Origin of the sequence: Bradyrhizobium barranii subsp. apii (assembly GCF_011516635.5) — a bacterium.
GTDB lineage: Bacteria > Pseudomonadota > Alphaproteobacteria > Rhizobiales > Xanthobacteraceae > Bradyrhizobium > Bradyrhizobium barranii.
Genome location: NZ_CP096255.1, coordinates 5833493 through 5851493, shown reverse-complemented (window position 1 = coordinate 5851493; position 18001 = coordinate 5833493). Strand labels below are relative to the sequence as shown.

Below are 18001 nucleotides of genomic sequence, written 5' to 3'. Positions count from 1 at the left end.
TTTACGTTGGTCGTGACAGCCGCTTCGCGGCTGCCACGATTTTCCCTGGTTTCAGCTGCGCATGTCGGGCGGCAGCTCGACCCCGTGGAATTTCTTGTAGATCGCGTTGAGCTTGCCGTTCTTGACGTTCTCGGTGATCCAGGCGTTGAGTTTGTCCATCAGGCGCTGCTCACCCTTCTTCAGGCCGATCGCGAGGTCGAAGGTCGCCAGCGGGATCCTGGACTCGAACACACGCGACGGGTTCTTCACCCCGATCTGGTTGATGATCGTCGCCGACGAGGCGACGCAGTCGACCTGACCGGAGACGGCCGCCGTCACCATCGTGGCGTCGTCGTCGTAGCGCGAGATCTTGAGGTCCTTGTCCTTCATGTTGGACAGGGTGGTGTCCTGCGTGGTGCCGCGGGAGACGCCGATCGACTTGTCCTTCAGATCGGGCCAGTCCTTGACGGTCGAGGATTTCAGGCAGCCGACGTCGGATTGCAGCGTCGCATAGCGCTTGGTGAAGTCGATGACCTTGGCGCGATCGGGCGTCACCGACAGGGTCGAGATGATGATGTCGGCCTTGCCGGTCAGGACGTTGGGGATGCGGGTTGCGCCGGTGGTCTGGATGAATTCGAGTTCGAGCCCCCAATCCTTGGCGAGCAGTTGCGCCACCTCGACGTCGGAGCCGGTCGGCTTCATGCTGCTGTCCATCATACCCGAGGGCGGAATGGCGACGTCCGTCGAGATGCGGATCTTCTTGGCCTGCGTGATGTCGTCGAGCAGGTCGGCCGATGCCGGCGTGGCTGATATCATGACGAGGCCGAACAGCGCGGCGGCGGTCCCCAGCAGTGTCTTGTTTGTCATCCTTGGTTGTCCTCTCCTGTTATGATTTTAAGTTTCCAGTGCCCACGAATTGCGTGAGTTCGGGCGTCGCCGGCGACGTCAGGATCGAGGCGGGGCCGGTCTCGTGGACCTTGCCGCGATGCATGAAGACGATCCGGTCGGCGATGCCTTTGGCAAAACCCATCTCATGGGTGACCATCACCATGGTCATGCCGTCCGCCGCCAATTGCTCGATCACCTTCAGCACCTCGCCGGTAAGCTCGGGATCGAGCGCGGAGGTGACCTCGTCGAACAGCATCACTTTCGGCTGCATCGCCAGCGAGCGGGCGATGGCCGCGCGCTGCTGCTGTCCGCCCGAGAGCTGCTCGGGATAGGCGTGCAGTTTCTCCTCGAGCCCGACCTGGGCCAGCACTTTGCGCGCGAGGTCCCTGGCTTGCGAGGTGGCCATGCCCTTCACCGCGCAGGGGGCGAGCGTGATGTTCTGTTCGATCGTGAGGTGCGGAAACAGATTGTAGCTCTGGAACACGATGCCAACGTCCTGGCGCAGCGCGCGCAGATCGACATCGGGACGATCGACGCGATGCCCGCACACGACGATCTGGCCGCCGTCCACCTTCTCGAAGCGGTCGATGCAGCGCAGCGCCGTGCTCTTGCCGGAGCCGGAGCGGCCGATCAGCGCCAGCACTTCGCCGCGCTCGACGGCAAAGGAGACACCATCGAGCACCCGGAGCGGGCCAAAGCTCTTCTGCACGTCGCGGAGCGACACGATCGGTTCGGAGGAGGAGGGGTTTTGCTGCATGTCAGGCTGGTGCGAGGTTGGACCTGCCACGCCCCATCCGCCGTTCCAGCTTCTGGCTGAACAGGGACAGGGGATAGCACATGGCGAAATAGACGACGGCGATGATCGCGTAGATGGCGAACGGCTCGAACAGCGAGTTGTTGACGATCTGGCCCGACCGCATCAGCTCGACGAAGCCGACCACGGAGGCGAGCGAGGTGTTCTTGATGATCTGCACCATGAAGCCGACGGTCGGCGGCGTCGCGATGCGGATCGCCTGCGGCAGGATCACCTTCATCATGCGCTGGGTCCGGCTCAGCGCGAGGCCTTCGGCGGCCTCCCATTGCGGCTTCGGCACCGACTGGATGCAGCCGCGCCAGATCTCGCCGAGATAGGCCGAGACATAGAGCGTGAGCGAAGCGCCGGCGGCAGCTAACGGCGAGACCTTGAGGCCGATCGCGGCGAGGCCGAAATAGCCGAGGAACAGGATGACGAGCAGCGGCGTGCCCTGGATCAGCTGGACGTAGACGCCGCTGGCGATCCGCACCGATTTGAGCGGCGAGATGCGTGCGAGCGCGATCACGAAGCCGACGATGCCGCCGCCGATCAGCGCGATCACGGACAGGCCAATCGTCCACAGCGCGCCCTGACCGAGGAACATCAGATGATTGATGTTGAGATGTCCGCCCATGGTCATCTCACAACGGCGTGCCGAGCCGGCGCCGGCGCGGAAACAGCACGAGGCCGAGGCCCCAGAAGCCTGCGCGCATCACCAGCGACAGGATGACGTAGAGCACGGCGACGATGATGTAGGTCTCGAACGCGCGATAGGTGTCCGACTGGATGTAGTTGGCGACGGCGGTGAGTTCCTCCGCCGAGATCTGCGAGCAGACCGAGGAGGCCAGCATCAACAGCACGAACTGGCTGGTCAACGCCGGATAGACCTTCTCGATCGCCGGCAGCAGGATGATGTGCCAGTAGATTTGCAGTCGCGACAGCGCGAGCCCCTCGGCGGCCTCGATCTGTCCGCGCGGGATCGCCTCGAAGCCGGCGCGCATGATCTCGGCGGTGTAGGCGCCGACGTTGATCGTCAACGCGGCCACGGCCACCGTGAACGCCGAGAATTTCATCCCGAGGCTGGCAAGGCCGAAATAGACCAGGAATATCTGGACCAGCAGCGGGGTGTTGCGGATCGTCTCGACATAGACTTTGCAGGCGCCTGCGATCAGCGGGCTTCGTGAGCCGCGGCCGACGGCTGCGAGCGTACCGAACAGGGCGCCGAGCACCGTCGCGAAAGCCGCCAACTCCAGCGTCAGCGCCGCGCCGGCCAGAAAATTCGGCCAACGCTCCAGCACTGCGGGAAAGTCGAGTTGGAGGCTCATCGCCGTCAGGTTCAGCCGGTGGTCTGGTTGGTCATGCGGTCATAGACGCGGAACAGCGCCTGATTGCCGTTGCTGCCTTCGCCATGGGCGCGCGCATCGACATATTGGCTGGTGACGAGCGCGGTGCCGGGCAGCGGCACGCTCAGCGCCTGTGCGTGCTCCTGCACCAGGCGGAGATCCTTGAGCTGGAGATCGATCCGGAAGCCGGCGGAGACGTCGCCCGCGATCATCGCGGGGCCGAGCTTGTCGAGCATCCACGAGGCGGCGGAGCCACCGAGCAGCACACGACGCAGCAGGTTGAGATCGATGCCCGACGCGCGCCCGAGCGCCAGCGCCTCGCAGATCGCCTGGATGTTGATACCGCAGATCAGCTGATTGCAAAGCTTGACGGTTTGCCCCGCGCCGGACGCGCCGACATGCGTGATGGTCGTGCCCATTGCACGGAAGAACGGTTCTGCCTGCGCAAAGGCAGCCGCATCGCCGCCGGCCATGATCGAGAGCGCAGCGTTCTTGGCGCCCACCGGTCCGCCGGAGACCGGCGCGTCGATGAAGCTGACGCCGACCTTTTGCAGGTCGGCATGGATGCGGCGGACGGCGACCGGTGAGATCGTGCTCATGTCGATGATAAGCTTGACCGGTGGCGGCGACTTCAGGAGGCCGTTCTCGCCGTAGATAGTCGCTTCGACATGGGGCGTGTCGGGCAGCATGGTGATGACGATGTCGGCGTCTTGCGCTGCGTCGGCGGGGCTGTTGGCGCCGGCCGCGCCTTCCTTGACGCTGTCGGCCAAGGCGGCTTCGTTGAGATCGAAGACGCGAACCGCATGCCCGGCCACCAGGAGGTTGCGCACCATCTCGCGGCCCATCGTGCCGATGCCGATGAAGCCGACATTGCCCTTGTCGTTCCGTCCCATGTCAGTCGTCCGTTTCTTGGTTGATTGGTTTCTTGCTTGTTGGCCTGCCGCGATCAGCCTGAGGCGCTGGTCTTGTCGATGTCGCCGACGACGGCGCGCCTGCGGTATTCGTCGCCAATGGCAAAATGCTTGCGCAGCGTCGCATCCGCTCGCTCGGGGTCACGCGCGATGATCGCGTCGAAGATGCGCCGGTGGTCGTCGATCAGGTACGTCTTCATCGACGGGAAGGCCTGCACCAGCTCGCGGCGGCTGCGATGCGAATGCGTCAGAAGTCCCGCCAGCGAACCGTGCAAGACCGTCAATGTTTCCGAATGCGATGCCACGACGATGGCGCGATGGAATTCGAAGTCGGCCATGCCGCCGGCATCGGCCTCGTCGATCGTATCTCCGATCTTCGCGAGCGCACGCTGCAGGCGTTCGAAATCGGCGATGTTGGCGCGCTCGCAGGCGAGCCGGATCGCCTGACACTCGATCGCGACGCGCGCCTGCATGACGTCATCGAGCATGTCCGCCTGCTGGGCGAGCGCGAAGGTGAAGAAGTCGTTCAGCACCGAGACGTCCGGCTGCGTCACCACGGTGCCGATGCGGTCGCGGATCTCGACGATGCCGAGCACGGTGAGGGCGCGTAGCGCCTCGCGGACGATCGGCCGGCTGACGCCAAGGAGGGTCGCCAGCTCGCGCTCGGAAATCAGGCGGTCGCCGGGCTTGAGCGAGCCCGCAAGCAGGCGTTCGCGCAGGAAGGCGAACACCTTCTCGAACCCTTTTTCGCCCTCAGTGGCTCGCTTCACTTCCATCCCGGTCTCTTTTTGGTCTGATCTTGGTCAGACCAGTATGATGACCAGAGCGTCGGCGTCAAGAGCCTTGGTTAATTGCGGGTGTGGCAGGCGCGGCCAATCCGACCGGTTCCCCGGCCGGATCCTTCAAATTTGAGGCGTATTGATCGGAGCGTTCACTCAAAGAATTTGAGGTCGCGATGCCCGATCATCTTTCTTTTTCCGCCCTCGACCGCCATGCGGCGCTCAGCGGATCCGACAACGGCTTTCCCTGGTATGCGGGCGCGATGCTCGCGGTCGAAGCGAGCGAGGTGGTGCGGCTGCGCTGCGAGAAGCTCAGCCGTGGCGACGAGGCCGCCGGGCAGGAGGCCGCGCTGATGGTCAGCGAGAAGATCGCCGCGGCTTTCGAGGCGGCCGCGAGCCTGCTTGCGGGAGCAACGCCGGCCGCGGTCGTCCAGCGCTATCGCGAGCACGTGGCCGCGAACGCCAGGCGGCTGTCCGCGAATGAGGCTCCGTGACCGAGTTGCGCTGCTGACAGCATGTTGGCAGCAGGGGCAGGCTACGACCATCTCCTGACAAAACGGGGAGCGGGTCATGCCGATCGAGGCGAGCTGTCATTGCGGTGAGACGGTATTCGAGGTGACGGAGGTGCCGGCGAGCGTGACGCGCTGCACCTGCTCACTCTGCGCCAAGCGGGGCGCGTTGTGGGCCTATTACACGCCGGCGCAATTTCGCCTGCTGTCGCCGCCGGAAAATGTCGCGACCTATCTCTGGGGCAGCCGCACGGTCAAACATCATTTCTGCGCGAGCTGCGGCTGCGGCACCTATTCGGAGTCGCCGGACTGGTCGACCGGCAACCCCGATTTCGACAATCCCAAGGTTGCGGTGAACGCGCGCCTGTTCGACGATTTCGATCTCGACGCCGTGCCGGTGAACATGATCGACGGCAGGAATTTGTGGTGAGCATGCAGGGCGCGCGCATGTCCGCTGCGCGTCTGTGACCTTGAGGCGATTTTGAAAAGCTGATTTGGTCCGGCTCCAGAGAAAAAGGGGGGGAAGCCATGATGCGTCTTTTTGCGCGAGTGATGCTCGCAATGTGTCTGGCCGTTGCAGCCGGCTTCAACGCGCAGGCGCAGACCAAACCGAAGGTCACGACATCAGGACCTGACTTCCCCAAGGCCGCGCTGTTCGTCGGCAACAGCTTCTTCTACTACAACAACGGCATGCCCGGGCATCTCTCCTTCATGGAGCGCGCGGCTGATGCTGACAACAAGGCGGCGTACCGCAACACCATGGCTACGATCGGCGGCTCCGGCCTCGATTGGCACGACATGGACAATCTGCTGCGGCCGGGCGGCATCGGCGCCTATTCCTTCGACGAGCAGAACAACGTCGTCTTCAACAAGTCGGGCAGGCAGTTCGACGCCGTCGTCATGATGGATTGCAGCCAGTGCCCGATCCATCCGCAATTGAAGGACGCGTTCGCGACCTTCGCCAAGAAGGACAGCGAGATCGTCCGTGCCCATGGCATGCGGCCGGTGTTCTTTATGTCCTGGGCCTATGCCGACAAGCCGGAGATGACGGAAGCCTTGGCCGAGGCCTATACGCTCGCCGGCAATGCCAATGATGCGCTCGTGATTCCCGCAGGCCTCGCCTTCGCGCGCGTGCGCAAGCTCCAGCCGGAGCTCAATCTGTATGCTCCGGACAAGAGGCACCCGAGTCCGGCGGGCACGTACCTGGCAACCTGCGTGACACTCGCCGCGCTGACCGGGCGCTCGCCGGTCGGCACTTCCTACAACATGGGACTGGATGCGGAGACCACCCAACTGCTGCAAAAGGCGGCGTGGGATACGGTGCAGGAATTTTACGGGCGTTGATCTGGCGCGATCTCGTAGGGTGGGCAAAGCGACTTGTCCGCCGTAGCTCGAAGAGCGAAGGCGGAAGCGTGCCCACCACCTTACTCGCGATAGAAGATGGTGGGCACGGCGCAAGAGCGCCTTTGCCCACCCTACGAGATCAACGCTCCTTCAGCAGCACCCACGCCGGCGCGTGATCGCTCGCCCCATCCTCGCCGCGCACCTTCTTGTCGACACCCGCCTTGGCCAGCCGCGAGACGAGGGCAGGGCTGAGCAGGAGATGATCGAGCCGCAGGCCCGCATCGCGCGGCCAGCGGTTTCGCTTGTAGTCCCAGAACGTGTAGATGCGCTTGTCCGGATGCAGCTCACGGATCGCATCGCACCAGCCTTGTTCGACGAGCGAGGCAAACGCCGCGCGGCTCTTCGGCTGGATCAGCGCATCCTTGTCCCATGACCGCGTCGGATAGATTTCGATCTCATCAGGCGCGACGTTGTAGTCGCCGGCGAGCACCACGGGCAGATCCTGCTTGATGAAGGTCTTGGCGTGGCGCTTGAGGCGCGCGAACCAGTCGAGCTTGTAGTCGAATTTCGGTCCCGGCTGCGGATTGCCGTTCGGCAGGTAAATGCTGGTGACGATGATTCCGCGCACGGCGGCCTCGATGTAGCGGGCTTCGTAGTCATCAGCTTTTCCTGGCAGCCGGTCGCGCGTGAGAATGGGCTCGGCATTGCGGGCGAGGATGGCGACGCCGTTCCAGGTCTTCTGTCCACGCCACACCGCGCCGTAACCGGCCTGTTCGATGGCCGCTGCCGGAAATTCGCCGTCGGCTGCCTTCAGTTCCTGGAGCGCGACGACATCAGGCTTCGCCGCGCTCAGCCAACGCAACAGGTTGGGCAGGCGGCGGTTGACATTGTTGATGTTGAACGTCGCGATCCTCATGGGCCCAACGACTGGAAATCTTCAGAAATGACTCGCAACCGTTGTCATCGGCGTTCCACGATGTATGCTTACAACCCAAAATTGCCGATCGACACGATGGAGGTTTGACGATGACCAAGCTTTGCCTTGCCGTAGTCGTGGCCGCAACCGCATTTTCCGGAGTGGCTCTTGCTGCCGAGAAAATGGAAATCGCCTGTAGGGTGGAATATTTCAAATACTGCCCCAGTGTCGTGCCGGGGGGCGGGCGCATTGTTGTTTGCCTGAACAGGTACAGGAGCCATATCGGCAACGCGTGCAAAGAGAGCATGGATGCGTGGGTTATCGATAGCAAGGTGCGCGGATAATCGAGCGCGATGAGATCGATGAAGCATCATCGCCCCTAGGACCACGGGCGAGGCAGCGACATCAGGCTTCGCCGCGCGGTCGTAGGACAGATTCGGTTGACGTTGAGTGCCGCAATCTTCATGTAGAGATTGCGGCCGCGGTCGTTTGCGCCGCCACCGGAGATCCAAATCCATGTTGAAGTCCAGTCTGAGCCTCGCCGTCGTCGCATTCGTCGTCGCGTTCTCCGGTGTCTCGTCGGCACAATCGTCCGATCCACGCGGCGCGTGCAAGGCGGACTATGACAAATTCTGCGCCGGCATCGCGCCCGGTGGCGGCAAGATCATCGCCTGCCTCAACGCCAAGCGCGATCAGCTCAGCGCGTCCTGCAAGACGGCGCTCGACAGCCGGAAGAAGTAAGTCTCGTGTCCCGGACGCGGCGCAGCGTGTGACGCTGCTCCGCAGAGCCGGGACCCAGAAAGCGACACAGTACGGTGCGGGGAGATGGCCCCGGCTCTGCAGCGCATTGCTGAAGGAGCGCTGCGCCGCGCCCGAAGAACGGGCGCGTCCCTAACTCGGCAGCGGCGGCGGGCTCGCGGGCTGCTCGATCGGCGGCGGGGAGGGCGACTGCTCGGCCGTCGGCGCGGGCTCCGGCTTGACCAGCGGCTCCACCTCATTGCCGCCCTTGTAGACGCGGGCGTAGCGGTGGCCGAGGCTGGTCAGCACCTCGTAGCCGATCGTGCCGAAATGATGCGCGAGCTCGTCGACGGTGATGCCCTCGCCGAGCAGCGTCACCATGTGGCCGCGTCGCGCCGCATTCGGGGCCAAGTCGGTGATGTCGATCGCGATCAGGTCCATCGAAACGCGGCCCGCGACCGGGCAGCGCTTGCCGGCGACAACGACCTCGGCGCCGCGGGTGCCGTCATTGGAGCTGGCGGCGCGGAAATAGCCGTCGGCATAGCCGACCGCGATGATCGCGAGCTTTGTCGGCCGCCGCGCGGTCCAGGTGCCGCCATAGCCGACGCTCTCGCCGCGTTCGACATTGCGGGTCTGCACGATGCGCGCCTTGAGGTCGACCACCGGCTGCATCGGGTTGTCGGCCTCAGGCGTTGGATTGACGCCGTAGAGCGCTGCGCCCGGCCGCACCAGATCGAACTGGAAGGGCGCGCCGAGGAAGATTCCGGAGGAATTGGCAAGCGCAGCCGGCACGCCGGAAAATTCGCTGGCGATACTGCGGAAGGTTGCCAGCTGTTTTGCATTCACGGGACTGTTGAGCTGCTCGGCCGAGACCAGATGGCTCATCACCAGCGTGATGCCGTGATCGCCGGCGTTGATGCGGGGGATGATGGCCTGCGCGTCCGCAAGCGTCAGCCCGAGCCGGTTCATGCCGGTGTCGATGTGAACAGCGGCGCCTCCGGTCCAGCCGGTGCGGCGGCAGAACACGTCCCATTCGGCAAGCTCGTTGAGATCGCCGATCACCGGCCGGCAATTGATCCTGGTGTAGTGCTCGCCGGTGTTCTGGAAATAGCCGCCGAGCACGTAGATCGCGGCCTCCGGCACGGCTTCGCGCACTGTGCGCGCTTCCTCGATGGTGGCGACGAAGAAGGTCTTGCAGCCGGCCTTGCTCAGGGCCCGCGAGACCTGCGCGGCGCCGCAGCCATAGGCATCGGCCTTGATGACGGCCGAGCATTCGGCCGGCACGGCCGTCTTCTCGAGCTTGCGCCAATTGGCGATGATGGCGTCGAGATCGACGGTGAGCACGCCGCCATAGGCTGCGAGTGCGGCAGCCTGATTGGCCTCCGCGGAGAGGAGGCCGGATTGCGGGATCATTTTCGGGGCGGACGCCATTGTCATGGCGCCGTTTTACGCAAGAGGCCGGTCTGGTTCAAGGAACTCAGTAGTCGTTGCCGCTGCGAACCGGCAACTGACTGTCAGGCGCGAGGTCGCCGAACCTGGTGACCGAGGCTTCGAACGCCAAATCGACGGTGCCGGTCGGGCCGTGGCGCTGCTTGCCGATGATGACCTCGGCTTTTCCGTGCGCAAGACTCATGTCAAGCTGCCACTTCTCGTGTTCAGGCGTGCCTGGGCGGGGCTCCTTCATCGCGAGGTAATATTCCTCGCGGTAAACGAACAGGACGACGTCGGCGTCCTGCTCGATTGATCCGGATTCACGCAAGTCGGAGAGCTGCGGCCGTTTGTCGTCGCGGGATTCGACTTGGCGTGAGAGCTGGGACAGCGCGATCACGGGAACGTTGAGCTCCTTGGCCAGCGCCTTCAGGCTGGTCGTGATCTCCGTGATTTCCTGTACTCGGTTGTCACTCCGCTTGCCGGATCCGGAGAGCAACTGGATGTAGTCGATCACGAGGAGATCGAGGCCCTTCTGCCGCTTCAGCCGGCGCGCGCGTGCCATCAGCTGCGCGATCGACAGGCCGCCGGTCGCGTCGACATAGAACGGCAGCGACTGCAGCTCGATCGAGACTTCCCGGATCTTGTCGAAATCGGCTTCCGAGATGCCGCCGCGGCGGATGTGGGAGGAGGGAATGCCGGTGCGCTCGGCGACGATACGCGTGGCGAGCTGGTCGGCCGACATTTCGCAGGAGAAGAAGCCGATCACGCCGCCATTGGCGGCCTTCATGGTGCCGTCAGCCTGGACCTCGCCGACATAGGCCTTGGCGACGTTGTAGGCGACGTTGGTCGCCAGCGAAGTCTTGCCCATGCCCGGGCGTCCGGCCACAATGATGAGGTCAGAGTGCTGGAGGCCGCCCATCTTGGTGTCGAGGTCGCGCATGCCGGTCGAGATGCCGGACAGCTTTCCATCGCGCTGGAACGCTTTGGCCGCGAGATCGACCGCGACCGCCAACGCCTGCGAGAATTTCTGGAAGCCGCCGTCATAACGGCCGGATTCGGCGAGTTCGTACAGGCGGCGCTCGGCGTCCTCGATCTGCGCCCGCGGCGCGAAGTCGACCGGCGCGTCATAGGCGACATTGACCATGTCCTCGCCGATGCCGATCAGGTCGCGTCGCAGCGCCAGATCATAGATGGTGCGGCCGTAGTCCTGGGCGTTGATGATGGTGGTCGCTTCCGCCGCGAGCCGCGCCAGATATTGCCCTATGGTCATGCCGCCGACATCGGTGTCGGCCGGGAGGAACGTCTTCAGCGTGACGGGCGTGGCGATCTTGCCCATCCGGATCAGGCTGCTGGCCGTCTCGTAGATGGTCTGATGCAGCGGCTCGAAATAATGCTTAGGCTCGAGGAAGTCGGAGACGCGGTAGAAGGCGTCGTTGTTGACCAGGATCGCGCCGAGAAGGCTCTGTTCCGCCTCGATATTATGCGGCGCGCTCCGATACGCCGGAGTTCCGGGCTCGGGCGCGAGTTTGAGGACGTTCGAATCAGTCAGGGCCATGGTCGAGCGTTAGCAATTTTCTGGGGCGGATACGGGGCCGGGATAAAGCGCCGCCTCAGGCCAAAGCGGAAGCAAAAGCTGACCGCTATCAACCGCTCAGTTAAAATGGTGGATGATTGGCAGCCGCGGCACGCGCCGCGCTTGACGGTTTTTGCGGAACTCGCCCGTCCCGGAAGCGGCCGTGACCGCGCCACGGAAAACTCCGGGTGACATGAACCTAATGGATTGGCGCGCAGACGTATCAAGAAGCGCGCGAAATGACGCACGCCGGGAGCTTTGGGCTCGGATTCAGACCAGCAGGAGGTAGACCAGCGCAACCAGGGCGGCTCCGACGCCGGTGGCGATCAGAGCGTAATCGGTGCGGAGGTCGTCCTGCACGTCGAATGAGGTTTGGGTCCGCTTGCTCATGGCGACGGTCTAAGCCGTGCCCGACGAGACTTATGTGAAACAGATCACATCTCCCCGGATTCTTTCGGGGTACGACCCGGAACAGGAAGGCGGTCGGGGGGTTGTCTCCCGCCACCAGGGAACGAGGCGAGCGATGCGGCCAGAACGGCAGCACCAGAATTGGCGAAGCGAGGCGGCCAGCCGGCTTTGGCTGTCGGGCCTCATCGCGGCCATGCAGCACGCCGAGCGGCCCGAAGTGCGGCGCGAGCCGGTCTCGCCCGAGACCCTAGCGGACCTGCGGGCGCAACTGGCGTTGACAGCCTCTTTCCGATCGTCCCAGATCTCGACCCTGCGTCATTAGGATTCATTCACCAACCAGCGTCAGGCCCGGGTTCGGCGCCGCCTTCGCGCGCACGATGACGGGTGTCTGCGGCGTCGTGACTTTGCGACGATGTGCCGCTTCCGACAGGCGACGCGTCGTCTCGCGAGGCCACCGGCACTCGAACAAGCTGCAGCGCTATTGCGCTGTGATCACAGCCGATATTCCAAAAGCGCTTAATCACATCCTTGCGTGTGGAGGCTGCTTCCATTCGCGGCTCAATCCGCTAAAAGGTGACCCGCCGCCGCGCCTTATGCCGGCTGCATTCGCGTAAATTCAATGGAGATGATGGGAATGTCGAGCCGAGCGCTCAGCCTCGCGACGGTATTGCTTCTGATCGGCTTCGGCGCGACCGATACCGTCCTTGCGCAGGCGACGAACCTCGAGGCCGGCAAGGCCCCATCCCAGCTTTTCGCGCAGACCTGCAGTGCCTGCCACAAGAGCCCGCGCGGCCTGTTGAAGACGGTGGCGCCGGGCTCGCTGCCAGGCTTCCTGCGCCAGCACTACACGACCAGCTCCGACATGGCCGGCGTGCTCGCGTCCTATCTCGTCTCCAACGGTGCCACCGACACCCGCTACCAGGCCAAGGACGGCAAGGACAAAAAGGACGGCGCCAAGGAGAAGGAAGCCAATACCGCGCCGGAGCATCAGGGGCGCCGCCAGCGCTCCCAGGACGCCGCCAAGCCGGACGGCGAGGCTGCCGCGCCCGAGGGCGCCCGTCAGAAGCGCGCGGCACGGCCACCCGAGGAGGGATCGAAGGAAGGTGCGAGGCCCGAGGGCCAGGCAGCGCCCGAGGGACGCAAAGCTAAGCGTCGCGCCAAGCCCGGGACCGAGGAAGCCCCGAAGGTCGACGCCGCCGCGCCGGCCATTGAAGACAAGAAGAGCGAGCCGAAGGCCGAGACCAAGCCTGACACGACCAAGCCCGACACGGCCAAGGTCGAGCCCGGCCGTGACGAGGCGAAGCCCGAGAACAAGCCGGCAGAGAAGCCGGCTGAGGCCAGGCCGGATAGTGCCAAGGTCGAGCCGCGCGGCAGCGATACTCCGGCGCTGCGGCCCGATCCGGTACCGCAGGTCACGCCGGCTGCGCCGTCTGCCGCCGCGAAGCCCGCCGAGGCCAAGCCGGCGGAGGAGGCTGCTCCCAAGCCGGCCGCGAGCTCCGAACCGGCAGCTAGGCCGCAGGAGCCTGCACCGCCCGCGACCGCTGCGGCCCCGCCCGCGGCGCCAGCCGACTCGTCCGGTCCGCCCACACCGCCGATTTCGCGCTAAGCGAAGCCAGATTTTCCGTCGATTTGCGAAGGCCGCACGCATCGCGGCCTTCGCATCGTCTTGACCACAATTAGAGTATTGCTCTAGAGTAATACTCCAGGAGGCGTCGATGACGACGAGCGTGCGTGACGACCTGTTGGCGGCCGGGCTTTTCGTATTCGACCGGGTCGGCTTCGAAGCTGCGACGGTGGCCGCGATCCGCGCCCGGGCACGCGCCTCCAACGGCAGCTTCTTTCATGTCTTCGGATCGAAGAAGGAACTGGCCGGTGCGCTGTTCCTGGAGGTGCTGCGGCACTATCACGCCGCAGTGCTGGCCGCGCTCGATCCGATGCCCAATGCCGGGCAGGGCATCGATCGGCTGATCCGGGCCCATCTCGACTGGGTGGTGTCGAGCCGGCGCGAGGCCCGCTATCTCTTCGAGATCTCGCGCAGCGAATGGGGCGAGGACGTCCGCGACGCCCAGCGCGCGCAGAACGCGCGCCTTGCCGAAGGCATCGAGCGCTGGCGCGCGCCGTTGGTTGCCGGCGGCGAGCTTTTGCCGATGACGCCTGTGATGTTCGTCAGCCAGCTCATCGGCCCTGCCCAGATCTTCTGCCGCGCCTTTCTCTCGGGACGTGACCGCGCCGATCCGCGCAGCGAAGCCGACACGCTTGTCACCTGCGCCAACCGTGCGCTGCGCCCGCCCGATCGCATCCACAAGCAATAAGGAGAAGCCGCATGCGAGCCGAAGCAGATCCCGAATTCGCAGCCGTAGCCGAGCGCATCCACGCCAATGTCGGCCGGCAGGGTTTTATGAACCTGGTGGGCGCCGAGCTCTCGGAATTGTCGCGCGGCACCTGCACGATTGCGGTCGCGCGCCGGCCCGAACTGCTCCAGCAGCACGGCTTCTTCCATGGCGGCGTCACCGCCTTCCTGGTCGACAACGCCACGACGATCGCAGCGGCCACCTCGCGCGGCCAGCCGGCGTTGACGGCGGAATACAAGCTCAATCTGTTGTCGCCGGCGGTCGGCGAGAAGCTGATCTGCCGGGCCAGGGTGATCAAGCCGGGCCGCCAGGTCTCGGTGGTCGCGGCCGACGTGTTTTGCGTCAACGACGGTGTCGAGAAGCATACGGCAACTGCGCTCGCCTCGATCGCGATGCTGAGCGAGGACGTCGCCGCGAAAACAAAAAGCCCGGCCGCCTGAGGCGGCCGGGCGTCGCAACCTGCGCGAACGCGGGTCTTACTTCTCGGTCTCGTCCGCAGCCGGCGCCGGCTCGTCGTCCTGCTGGGCTTCCGGATCGAAGAACTCGCCGGCGGCGGCGATCGCTTCGGCGGCCGCATCGCGGTCCTCGTTGCGGGTCGAGATGTCCTCGCCGCGGTTGATGCGCTCGGCCTCGTCCTGGCTGCGCGCAACCGTGACGGAAACCTCGACCTCGACCTCGGGGTGAACGGCGACGGTGATGGTGTGCTTGCCGATGGTCTTGATCGGCGCGTCGAGCTGCACTTGCGGGCGCTCAAGCGAGACACCGTCGGCTTCGAACGCAATGACGACGTCGCGCACCGTGACCGAGCCGAACAGCTGGCCGGCTTCGGAAGCCTGACGGATCACGATGATGTTCTTGCCTTGGATCTTCTCGGCGACCTTGGACGCCTCGCCCTTGGACTGGAGGTTGCGAGCCTCGAGATCGGCCTTCATGCCGTCGTACTTGGCGCGGTTGTCGGCGGTGGCGCGCAGCGCCTTGCCGCGCTTGAGCAGGAAATTGCGGGCATAGCCGTCGCGAACCTTCACGACTTCGCCCATCTGGCCGAGCTTGCTCACGCGTTCCAGCAAAATGACTTCCATATTCGTTCTCCTTTGAAGTGTTGAGTGAGTTGGGTTTTGGGGTTGAACTTAAGAGGTCGGCAGCGGCGGTGGCTGGCGGCTGCGCAGGAAGCGCTCGCGGAAGCCGAACACGGCATCCGCAAGGCCGAGGATCACCATCGCGATGACGGGCCAGCCGAACACCACGACGACGGCATAGGTCGAGCCGAGCCAGAAGGTGCGGCTCTTCAGCGCCAGCGTCAGCGTGTGCAGCACGGCAAAACCGGTCAGCGCATAGCCCATCATCAGCGCTGCCGTCGTGATCTGCGCGACCATCGCGAGCAACCCGCCGGTGAAGCAGAACGCGAGCGCGATGCAGAGCGCCACCAGCGTCATCGGCGGCAGCTCGGCCGTCATCATGTCCGGCCACGGACGCAGCAGGCGGCCCGATGTCGCCGTTATCTTGCCGCTGAGCCAGAGATTGAGGGTGAGCGTCATCATCGCGACGATGGTGGCGGCGGCCGGGGCGATCAGCACCAGTGCGTCGACGAACTGACCGGCTTCGCCTGACGTCTGCGGGTCGGCGGTGCGGAGCAGGCGCATCAAGCCGCGCCGCAGCGTGCCGGTGATGGTCTCGGCATCGGTGCCGAGCGTGAGCAGGGCGGCGATCGTGGTCAGCGCGGCGAAGCCCGCGATCCACAGCAGGATGCGGCCGACCGGATACCATTCGAGCTCGGGCTCGGCCGGCGGCTCGGTGGCGGCTTCCGGCGCGACGGGTCCAAGGCGCCGGCTGAGCAGGACGAGATGGCCGAGCCACCACGCGGGCAGCGCGACGGTGACGGCAAAGGCGATGCAGTAGGGCAGGCCGAACAGGGCCCCGAGGCCGATCGCAGCGGCGATGCCGCCGAGGCTCGCGCAAAGCGGGCCCCAGCCGATCGAGGCGACCATCAGCGGCAGCGGCGCGAGATAGAACAGGACGAGCGAGATCAGCGCGCCCGATACGATCGAGGCGAACATCAGGGCCGACGCAGCGCCGGCGATCAGGGCTATCAGTCCAAGAGTCATCATCAGCTGTCCCGCTCCCTTCGAGCGGTTAGAGGCATCTCGCCCCAACCATCGGCGACCGGACGACCCGGAAGCCTTATGAAACCAAAAAGCGCGGCCGGCGGCGATGTCGCCGCCGGCCGAATTCGTCTTAGCGAATGACGTAGGGCAGCAGGCCCAGGAAGCGCGCGCGCTTGATGGCGCGGGCAAGCTCACGCTGCTTCTTGGCCGACACCGCGGTGATGCGGCTCGGCACGATCTTGCCGCGCTCGGAGACGTAGCGCATCAAGAGCTTGGAGTCCTTGTAGTCGATCTTCGGAGCGTTTGCGCCCGTGAACGGGCAGCTCTTGCGACGACGGAAAAACGGACGGCGTGCACCAGCTTCAGCCATTGATCTTACTCCGCATCCGGCGTTGTCGTTTCAGCTTCGTCGCGCGGACGGCGCGGACCGCGGTCACCGCGGAAGCCACCACCGTCGCGATCGCCGCCACGGAAACCACCCTCGCGGTCGCCACGGAAGCCACCGCCTTCGCGATCGCCGCGGAAGCCGCCGCCACGGTCGTCACGCTCGCGGTCGCGGTCGGCCTTGCGCATCATCGCCGACGGGCCTTCCTCGAGCTCCTCGACGCGGACGCTGAGATAGCGGATCACGTCTTCGCTGATGCGCTCCTGGCGCTCGATCTCGGCGATCGCCGCGGACGGCGCGTCGATGTTGAGCAGCACGAAGTGCGCCTTGCGGTTCTTGTTCATGCGGTAGGTGAGGGAGCGAACGCCCCAATTCTCGGTCTTGGTGACCTTGCCGCCGAGACCCTCGACGATGCCGGTCATCTGCGCAGTCAGCTCTTCGACCTGCTGCGTGCTCGCGTCTTGGCGCGCGAGAAAAACATGCTCATAGAGAGCCATAATCGTCCTTTCCTCATGTTGGCGCATCGCCCGGCGTCAAGCCCTTAAGAGGCCTTCGGAAAGGACTCTGGGATTAAGCTCAGAAGGCGGAAACACGGGACGACGGGCCGACTGGCCCTGCCACACCAAAATCACGAATGATTTGCTGAGACCGTCCGTTCAGCTCCCGGCCGGGGTCTGCGGATGGCGCGCTTATACGGATTTTGGCCGGCTTTGCAAGGTTGGAGGGCCGTGTTTTCGGCCCCGGATGGTTCCGGTGGGGGCAGCCGGACCGGTCCTTACGGACCATACCAGCTTGATTTATTTGTTTGTATAGCATACAAATAAATCAACGCAGAGGACCCCAATGGCGGAAAAGTCGGTCCATGAGCCGTTAGAGGCGGCTGGCGACCCCAAGCATGCTGCCCGGGCTACACGTTCGGCCGGCCGCAAGATGCGTTCGCTGCTGCTGGATGCGGCGAGCCCGCTGTTCAGGGAGCGGGGGCTGTCCGGCACGGCCATCACCGACATCGCCGCCGCCGCGGACGCGTTCCCGAGCCAGATCACCTATTACTTCCGCACCAAGGAGGCGCTGTTCGTCGAATGCGCCTGCCGCGAGCTGCTGTATCTGGCGCGGGCGACGGAGCAGGCAGCGCTCAAAGCGCGCACGCCGCGGGACTATACCCGCGCGCTGGCCGAGACCGTGACGGCGAGCGATTCGGTCGCGTTCTTCGCAGAGGCGCTGACGCTGACCCGGCGGCGCCAGGATCTTGCGCCGCTGGTCGAGCGCACCATCGAGCGCCTGCACGGTGAAGGCGCGCGCGCCTATGCGAGCCAGGTCGCGCGGCACGGCTGGCGCTCCCTGCGTGCGCCCGACGAAAGCTCGCGGCGGTTTTGGGCCGTCGCCATCGGCGTCATTCTCGAGGGGTACGCGATGGGCCGGTCGCCGGATGAATTGTGCGCCGAGATGCTGCGTGTGCTCGGCGAGCAGGCGAAATCAACCAGCGACACGGCGCGGCTCCGTCTGGTCGACGAGCGCGACGCATCTGGCAGTTCGAATGAGGAGGGTTAGGCC

The 18001-nt window shown here is 64.9% G+C and carries 22 protein-coding genes; 8 read left to right on the top strand and 14 right to left on the bottom strand.

Annotation, left to right across the window (positions count from 1 at the left end):
* Nucleotides 1-51: 51 nt before the first annotated feature.
* Genes HAP41_RS27925 through HAP41_RS27900 form a run of 6 tightly spaced genes read right to left on the bottom strand, consistent with a single transcriptional unit; the run spans nucleotide 52 to nucleotide 4690 of the window.
* Nucleotides 52-846, bottom strand: coding sequence for a transporter substrate-binding domain-containing protein (locus HAP41_RS27925; RefSeq protein WP_028149725.1), 795 nt, complete (start codon nucleotides 844-846; stop codon nucleotides 52-54).
* A 19-nt stretch (nucleotides 847-865) separates the two neighbouring features.
* Nucleotides 866-1624 (bottom strand): amino acid ABC transporter ATP-binding protein, encoded by a 759-nt coding sequence (locus HAP41_RS27920; protein WP_166095888.1) that lies wholly within the window; start codon nucleotides 1622-1624, stop codon nucleotides 866-868.
* Between the two features lies 1 nt (nucleotide 1625).
* On the bottom strand, nucleotides 1626-2294 hold the full coding sequence (locus tag HAP41_RS27915; protein WP_028169586.1) for an amino acid ABC transporter permease: 669 nt from the start codon (nucleotides 2292-2294) through the stop codon (nucleotides 1626-1628).
* Between the two features lie 7 nt (nucleotides 2295-2301).
* Nucleotides 2302-2985, bottom strand: a complete 684-nt coding sequence (locus HAP41_RS27910) for an amino acid ABC transporter permease (RefSeq protein WP_166095895.1) — start codon at nucleotides 2983-2985, stop codon at nucleotides 2302-2304.
* 11 nt (nucleotides 2986-2996) lie between these two features.
* A complete protein-coding gene (locus HAP41_RS27905; protein WP_166095901.1) occupies nucleotides 2997-3896 on the bottom strand; it encodes an NAD(P)-dependent oxidoreductase in 900 nt (299 codons plus the stop codon).
* Between the two features lie 53 nt (nucleotides 3897-3949).
* A complete protein-coding gene (locus tag HAP41_RS27900; RefSeq protein WP_166095906.1) occupies nucleotides 3950-4690 on the bottom strand; it encodes a FadR/GntR family transcriptional regulator in 741 nt (246 codons plus the stop codon).
* 179 nt (nucleotides 4691-4869) lie between these two features.
* Here HAP41_RS27900 and HAP41_RS27895 point away from each other — a divergent pair, with 179 nt between their 5' ends.
* From HAP41_RS27895 to HAP41_RS27885, 3 genes are all read left to right on the top strand, one after another.
* Nucleotides 4870-5187 (top strand): hypothetical protein, encoded by a 318-nt coding sequence (locus tag HAP41_RS27895; protein ID WP_166095913.1) that lies wholly within the window; start codon nucleotides 4870-4872, stop codon nucleotides 5185-5187.
* Between the two features lie 76 nt (nucleotides 5188-5263).
* The gene (locus tag HAP41_RS27890) at nucleotides 5264-5632 is read left to right on the top strand and encodes a GFA family protein (RefSeq protein WP_166095918.1); all 369 of its coding nucleotides are present in this window, start codon (nucleotides 5264-5266) and stop codon (nucleotides 5630-5632) included.
* A 98-nt stretch (nucleotides 5633-5730) separates the two neighbouring features.
* Entirely contained in the window at nucleotides 5731-6546 is an 816-nt protein-coding gene (locus HAP41_RS27885) for an SGNH/GDSL hydrolase family protein (protein WP_166095929.1), read from the top strand.
* A gap of 139 nt (nucleotides 6547-6685) precedes the next feature.
* Here the strand turns inward: HAP41_RS27885 and HAP41_RS27880 are convergent, their stop codons facing one another.
* Both HAP41_RS27880 and HAP41_RS27875 read right to left on the bottom strand, forming a co-directional pair.
* Nucleotides 6686-7462, bottom strand: coding sequence for an exodeoxyribonuclease III (locus HAP41_RS27880; protein WP_166095932.1), 777 nt, complete (start codon nucleotides 7460-7462; stop codon nucleotides 6686-6688).
* Between the two features lie 68 nt (nucleotides 7463-7530).
* Nucleotides 7531-7980 carry a hypothetical protein gene (locus HAP41_RS27875; protein WP_166095938.1) on the bottom strand — a complete coding sequence of 150 codons (450 nt, stop codon included), beginning with the start codon at nucleotides 7978-7980 and terminating at the stop codon, nucleotides 7531-7533.
* Between HAP41_RS27875 and HAP41_RS27870 the strand changes: the two genes are divergently transcribed.
* A complete protein-coding gene (locus tag HAP41_RS27870; protein ID WP_166095943.1) occupies nucleotides 7979-8203 on the top strand; it encodes a cysteine rich repeat-containing protein in 225 nt (74 codons plus the stop codon). The genes HAP41_RS27875 and HAP41_RS27870 overlap by 2 nt on opposite strands.
* Nucleotides 8204-8353: 150 nt before the next feature.
* On the opposite strand, the gene alr is transcribed toward HAP41_RS27870, so the two are convergent.
* Nucleotides 8354-9631 (bottom strand): alanine racemase, encoded by a 1278-nt coding sequence (gene alr, locus HAP41_RS27865; RefSeq protein WP_166105752.1) that lies wholly within the window; start codon nucleotides 9629-9631, stop codon nucleotides 8354-8356.
* A gap of 46 nt (nucleotides 9632-9677) precedes the next feature.
* Nucleotides 9678-11186: a replicative DNA helicase gene (locus HAP41_RS27860; protein ID WP_063983703.1), complete on the bottom strand. Its 1509-nt coding sequence runs from the start codon at nucleotides 11184-11186 to the stop codon at nucleotides 9678-9680.
* A 1060-nt stretch (nucleotides 11187-12246) separates the two neighbouring features.
* On the opposite strand from HAP41_RS27860, the gene HAP41_RS27855 reads away from it, so the two are divergent.
* From HAP41_RS27855 to HAP41_RS27845, 3 genes are all read left to right on the top strand, one after another.
* Nucleotides 12247-13218 (top strand): hypothetical protein, encoded by a 972-nt coding sequence (locus HAP41_RS27855; RefSeq protein ID WP_166095949.1) that lies wholly within the window; start codon nucleotides 12247-12249, stop codon nucleotides 13216-13218.
* A 109-nt stretch (nucleotides 13219-13327) separates the two neighbouring features.
* Nucleotides 13328-13924, top strand: a complete 597-nt coding sequence (locus HAP41_RS27850; RefSeq protein ID WP_166095952.1) for a TetR/AcrR family transcriptional regulator — start codon at nucleotides 13328-13330, stop codon at nucleotides 13922-13924.
* An 11-nt stretch (nucleotides 13925-13935) separates the two neighbouring features.
* Nucleotides 13936-14403 (top strand): PaaI family thioesterase, encoded by a 468-nt coding sequence (locus HAP41_RS27845; RefSeq protein WP_028149711.1) that lies wholly within the window; start codon nucleotides 13936-13938, stop codon nucleotides 14401-14403.
* 36 nt (nucleotides 14404-14439) lie between these two features.
* Here the strand turns inward: HAP41_RS27845 and rplI are convergent, their stop codons facing one another.
* The 4 genes from rplI to rpsF form a co-directional block, all read right to left on the bottom strand.
* On the bottom strand, nucleotides 14440-15042 hold the full coding sequence (gene rplI, locus HAP41_RS27840; protein WP_063983702.1) for a 50S ribosomal protein L9: 603 nt from the start codon (nucleotides 15040-15042) through the stop codon (nucleotides 14440-14442).
* 48 nt (nucleotides 15043-15090) lie between these two features.
* A complete protein-coding gene (locus tag HAP41_RS27835; RefSeq protein ID WP_166095958.1) occupies nucleotides 15091-16068 on the bottom strand; it encodes a YybS family protein in 978 nt (325 codons plus the stop codon).
* Between the two features lie 127 nt (nucleotides 16069-16195).
* The gene (rpsR, locus tag HAP41_RS27830) at nucleotides 16196-16435 is read right to left on the bottom strand and encodes a 30S ribosomal protein S18 (protein WP_007592020.1); all 240 of its coding nucleotides are present in this window, start codon (nucleotides 16433-16435) and stop codon (nucleotides 16196-16198) included.
* A gap of 5 nt (nucleotides 16436-16440) precedes the next feature.
* The gene (gene rpsF, locus HAP41_RS27825) at nucleotides 16441-16947 is read right to left on the bottom strand and encodes a 30S ribosomal protein S6 (RefSeq protein ID WP_014495806.1); all 507 of its coding nucleotides are present in this window, start codon (nucleotides 16945-16947) and stop codon (nucleotides 16441-16443) included.
* A gap of 346 nt (nucleotides 16948-17293) precedes the next feature.
* Here rpsF and HAP41_RS27820 point away from each other — a divergent pair, with 346 nt between their 5' ends.
* Complete coding sequence (locus HAP41_RS27820) at nucleotides 17294-17998, top strand: TetR/AcrR family transcriptional regulator C-terminal domain-containing protein (protein ID WP_166095966.1); 705 nt, start codon at nucleotides 17294-17296, stop codon at nucleotides 17996-17998.
* The last annotated feature ends 3 nt before the right edge of the window (nucleotides 17999-18001 follow it).

Coding starts and splice junctions, on each gene's coding strand:
- HAP41_RS27925 (WP_028149725.1), bottom strand. CDS start 846: ATGACAAACAAGACACTGCTGGGGACCGCCGCCGCGCTGTTCGGCCTC.
- HAP41_RS27920 (WP_166095888.1), bottom strand. CDS start 1,624: ATGCAGCAAAACCCCTCCTCCTCCGAACCGATCGTGTCGCTCCGCGAC.
- HAP41_RS27915 (WP_028169586.1), bottom strand. CDS start 2,294: ATGGGCGGACATCTCAACATCAATCATCTGATGTTCCTCGGTCAGGGC.
- HAP41_RS27910 (WP_166095895.1), bottom strand. CDS start 2,985: ATGAGCCTCCAACTCGACTTTCCCGCAGTGCTGGAGCGTTGGCCGAAT.
- HAP41_RS27905 (WP_166095901.1), bottom strand. CDS start 3,896: ATGGGACGGAACGACAAGGGCAATGTCGGCTTCATCGGCATCGGCACG.
- HAP41_RS27900 (WP_166095906.1), bottom strand. CDS start 4,690: ATGGAAGTGAAGCGAGCCACTGAGGGCGAAAAAGGGTTCGAGAAGGTG.
- HAP41_RS27895 (WP_166095913.1), top strand. CDS start 4,870: ATGCCCGATCATCTTTCTTTTTCCGCCCTCGACCGCCATGCGGCGCTC.
- HAP41_RS27890 (WP_166095918.1), top strand. CDS start 5,264: ATGCCGATCGAGGCGAGCTGTCATTGCGGTGAGACGGTATTCGAGGTG.
- HAP41_RS27885 (WP_166095929.1), top strand. CDS start 5,731: ATGATGCGTCTTTTTGCGCGAGTGATGCTCGCAATGTGTCTGGCCGTT.
- HAP41_RS27880 (WP_166095932.1), bottom strand. CDS start 7,462: ATGAGGATCGCGACGTTCAACATCAACAATGTCAACCGCCGCCTGCCC.
- HAP41_RS27870 (WP_166095943.1), top strand. CDS start 7,979: ATGTTGAAGTCCAGTCTGAGCCTCGCCGTCGTCGCATTCGTCGTCGCG.
- HAP41_RS27875 (WP_166095938.1), bottom strand. CDS start 7,980: ATGGATTTGGATCTCCGGTGGCGGCGCAAACGACCGCGGCCGCAATCT.
- alr (WP_166105752.1), bottom strand. CDS start 9,631: ATGGCGTCCGCCCCGAAAATGATCCCGCAATCCGGCCTCCTCTCCGCG.
- HAP41_RS27860 (WP_063983703.1), bottom strand. CDS start 11,186: ATGGCCCTGACTGATTCGAACGTCCTCAAACTCGCGCCCGAGCCCGGA.
- HAP41_RS27855 (WP_166095949.1), top strand. CDS start 12,247: ATGTCGAGCCGAGCGCTCAGCCTCGCGACGGTATTGCTTCTGATCGGC.
- HAP41_RS27850 (WP_166095952.1), top strand. CDS start 13,328: ATGACGACGAGCGTGCGTGACGACCTGTTGGCGGCCGGGCTTTTCGTA.
- HAP41_RS27845 (WP_028149711.1), top strand. CDS start 13,936: ATGCGAGCCGAAGCAGATCCCGAATTCGCAGCCGTAGCCGAGCGCATC.
- rplI (WP_063983702.1), bottom strand. CDS start 15,042: ATGGAAGTCATTTTGCTGGAACGCGTGAGCAAGCTCGGCCAGATGGGC.
- HAP41_RS27835 (WP_166095958.1), bottom strand. CDS start 16,068: ATGATGACTCTTGGACTGATAGCCCTGATCGCCGGCGCTGCGTCGGCC.
- rpsR (WP_007592020.1), bottom strand. CDS start 16,435: ATGGCTGAAGCTGGTGCACGCCGTCCGTTTTTCCGTCGTCGCAAGAGC.
- rpsF (WP_014495806.1), bottom strand. CDS start 16,947: ATGGCTCTCTATGAGCATGTTTTTCTCGCGCGCCAAGACGCGAGCACG.
- HAP41_RS27820 (WP_166095966.1), top strand. CDS start 17,294: ATGGCGGAAAAGTCGGTCCATGAGCCGTTAGAGGCGGCTGGCGACCCC.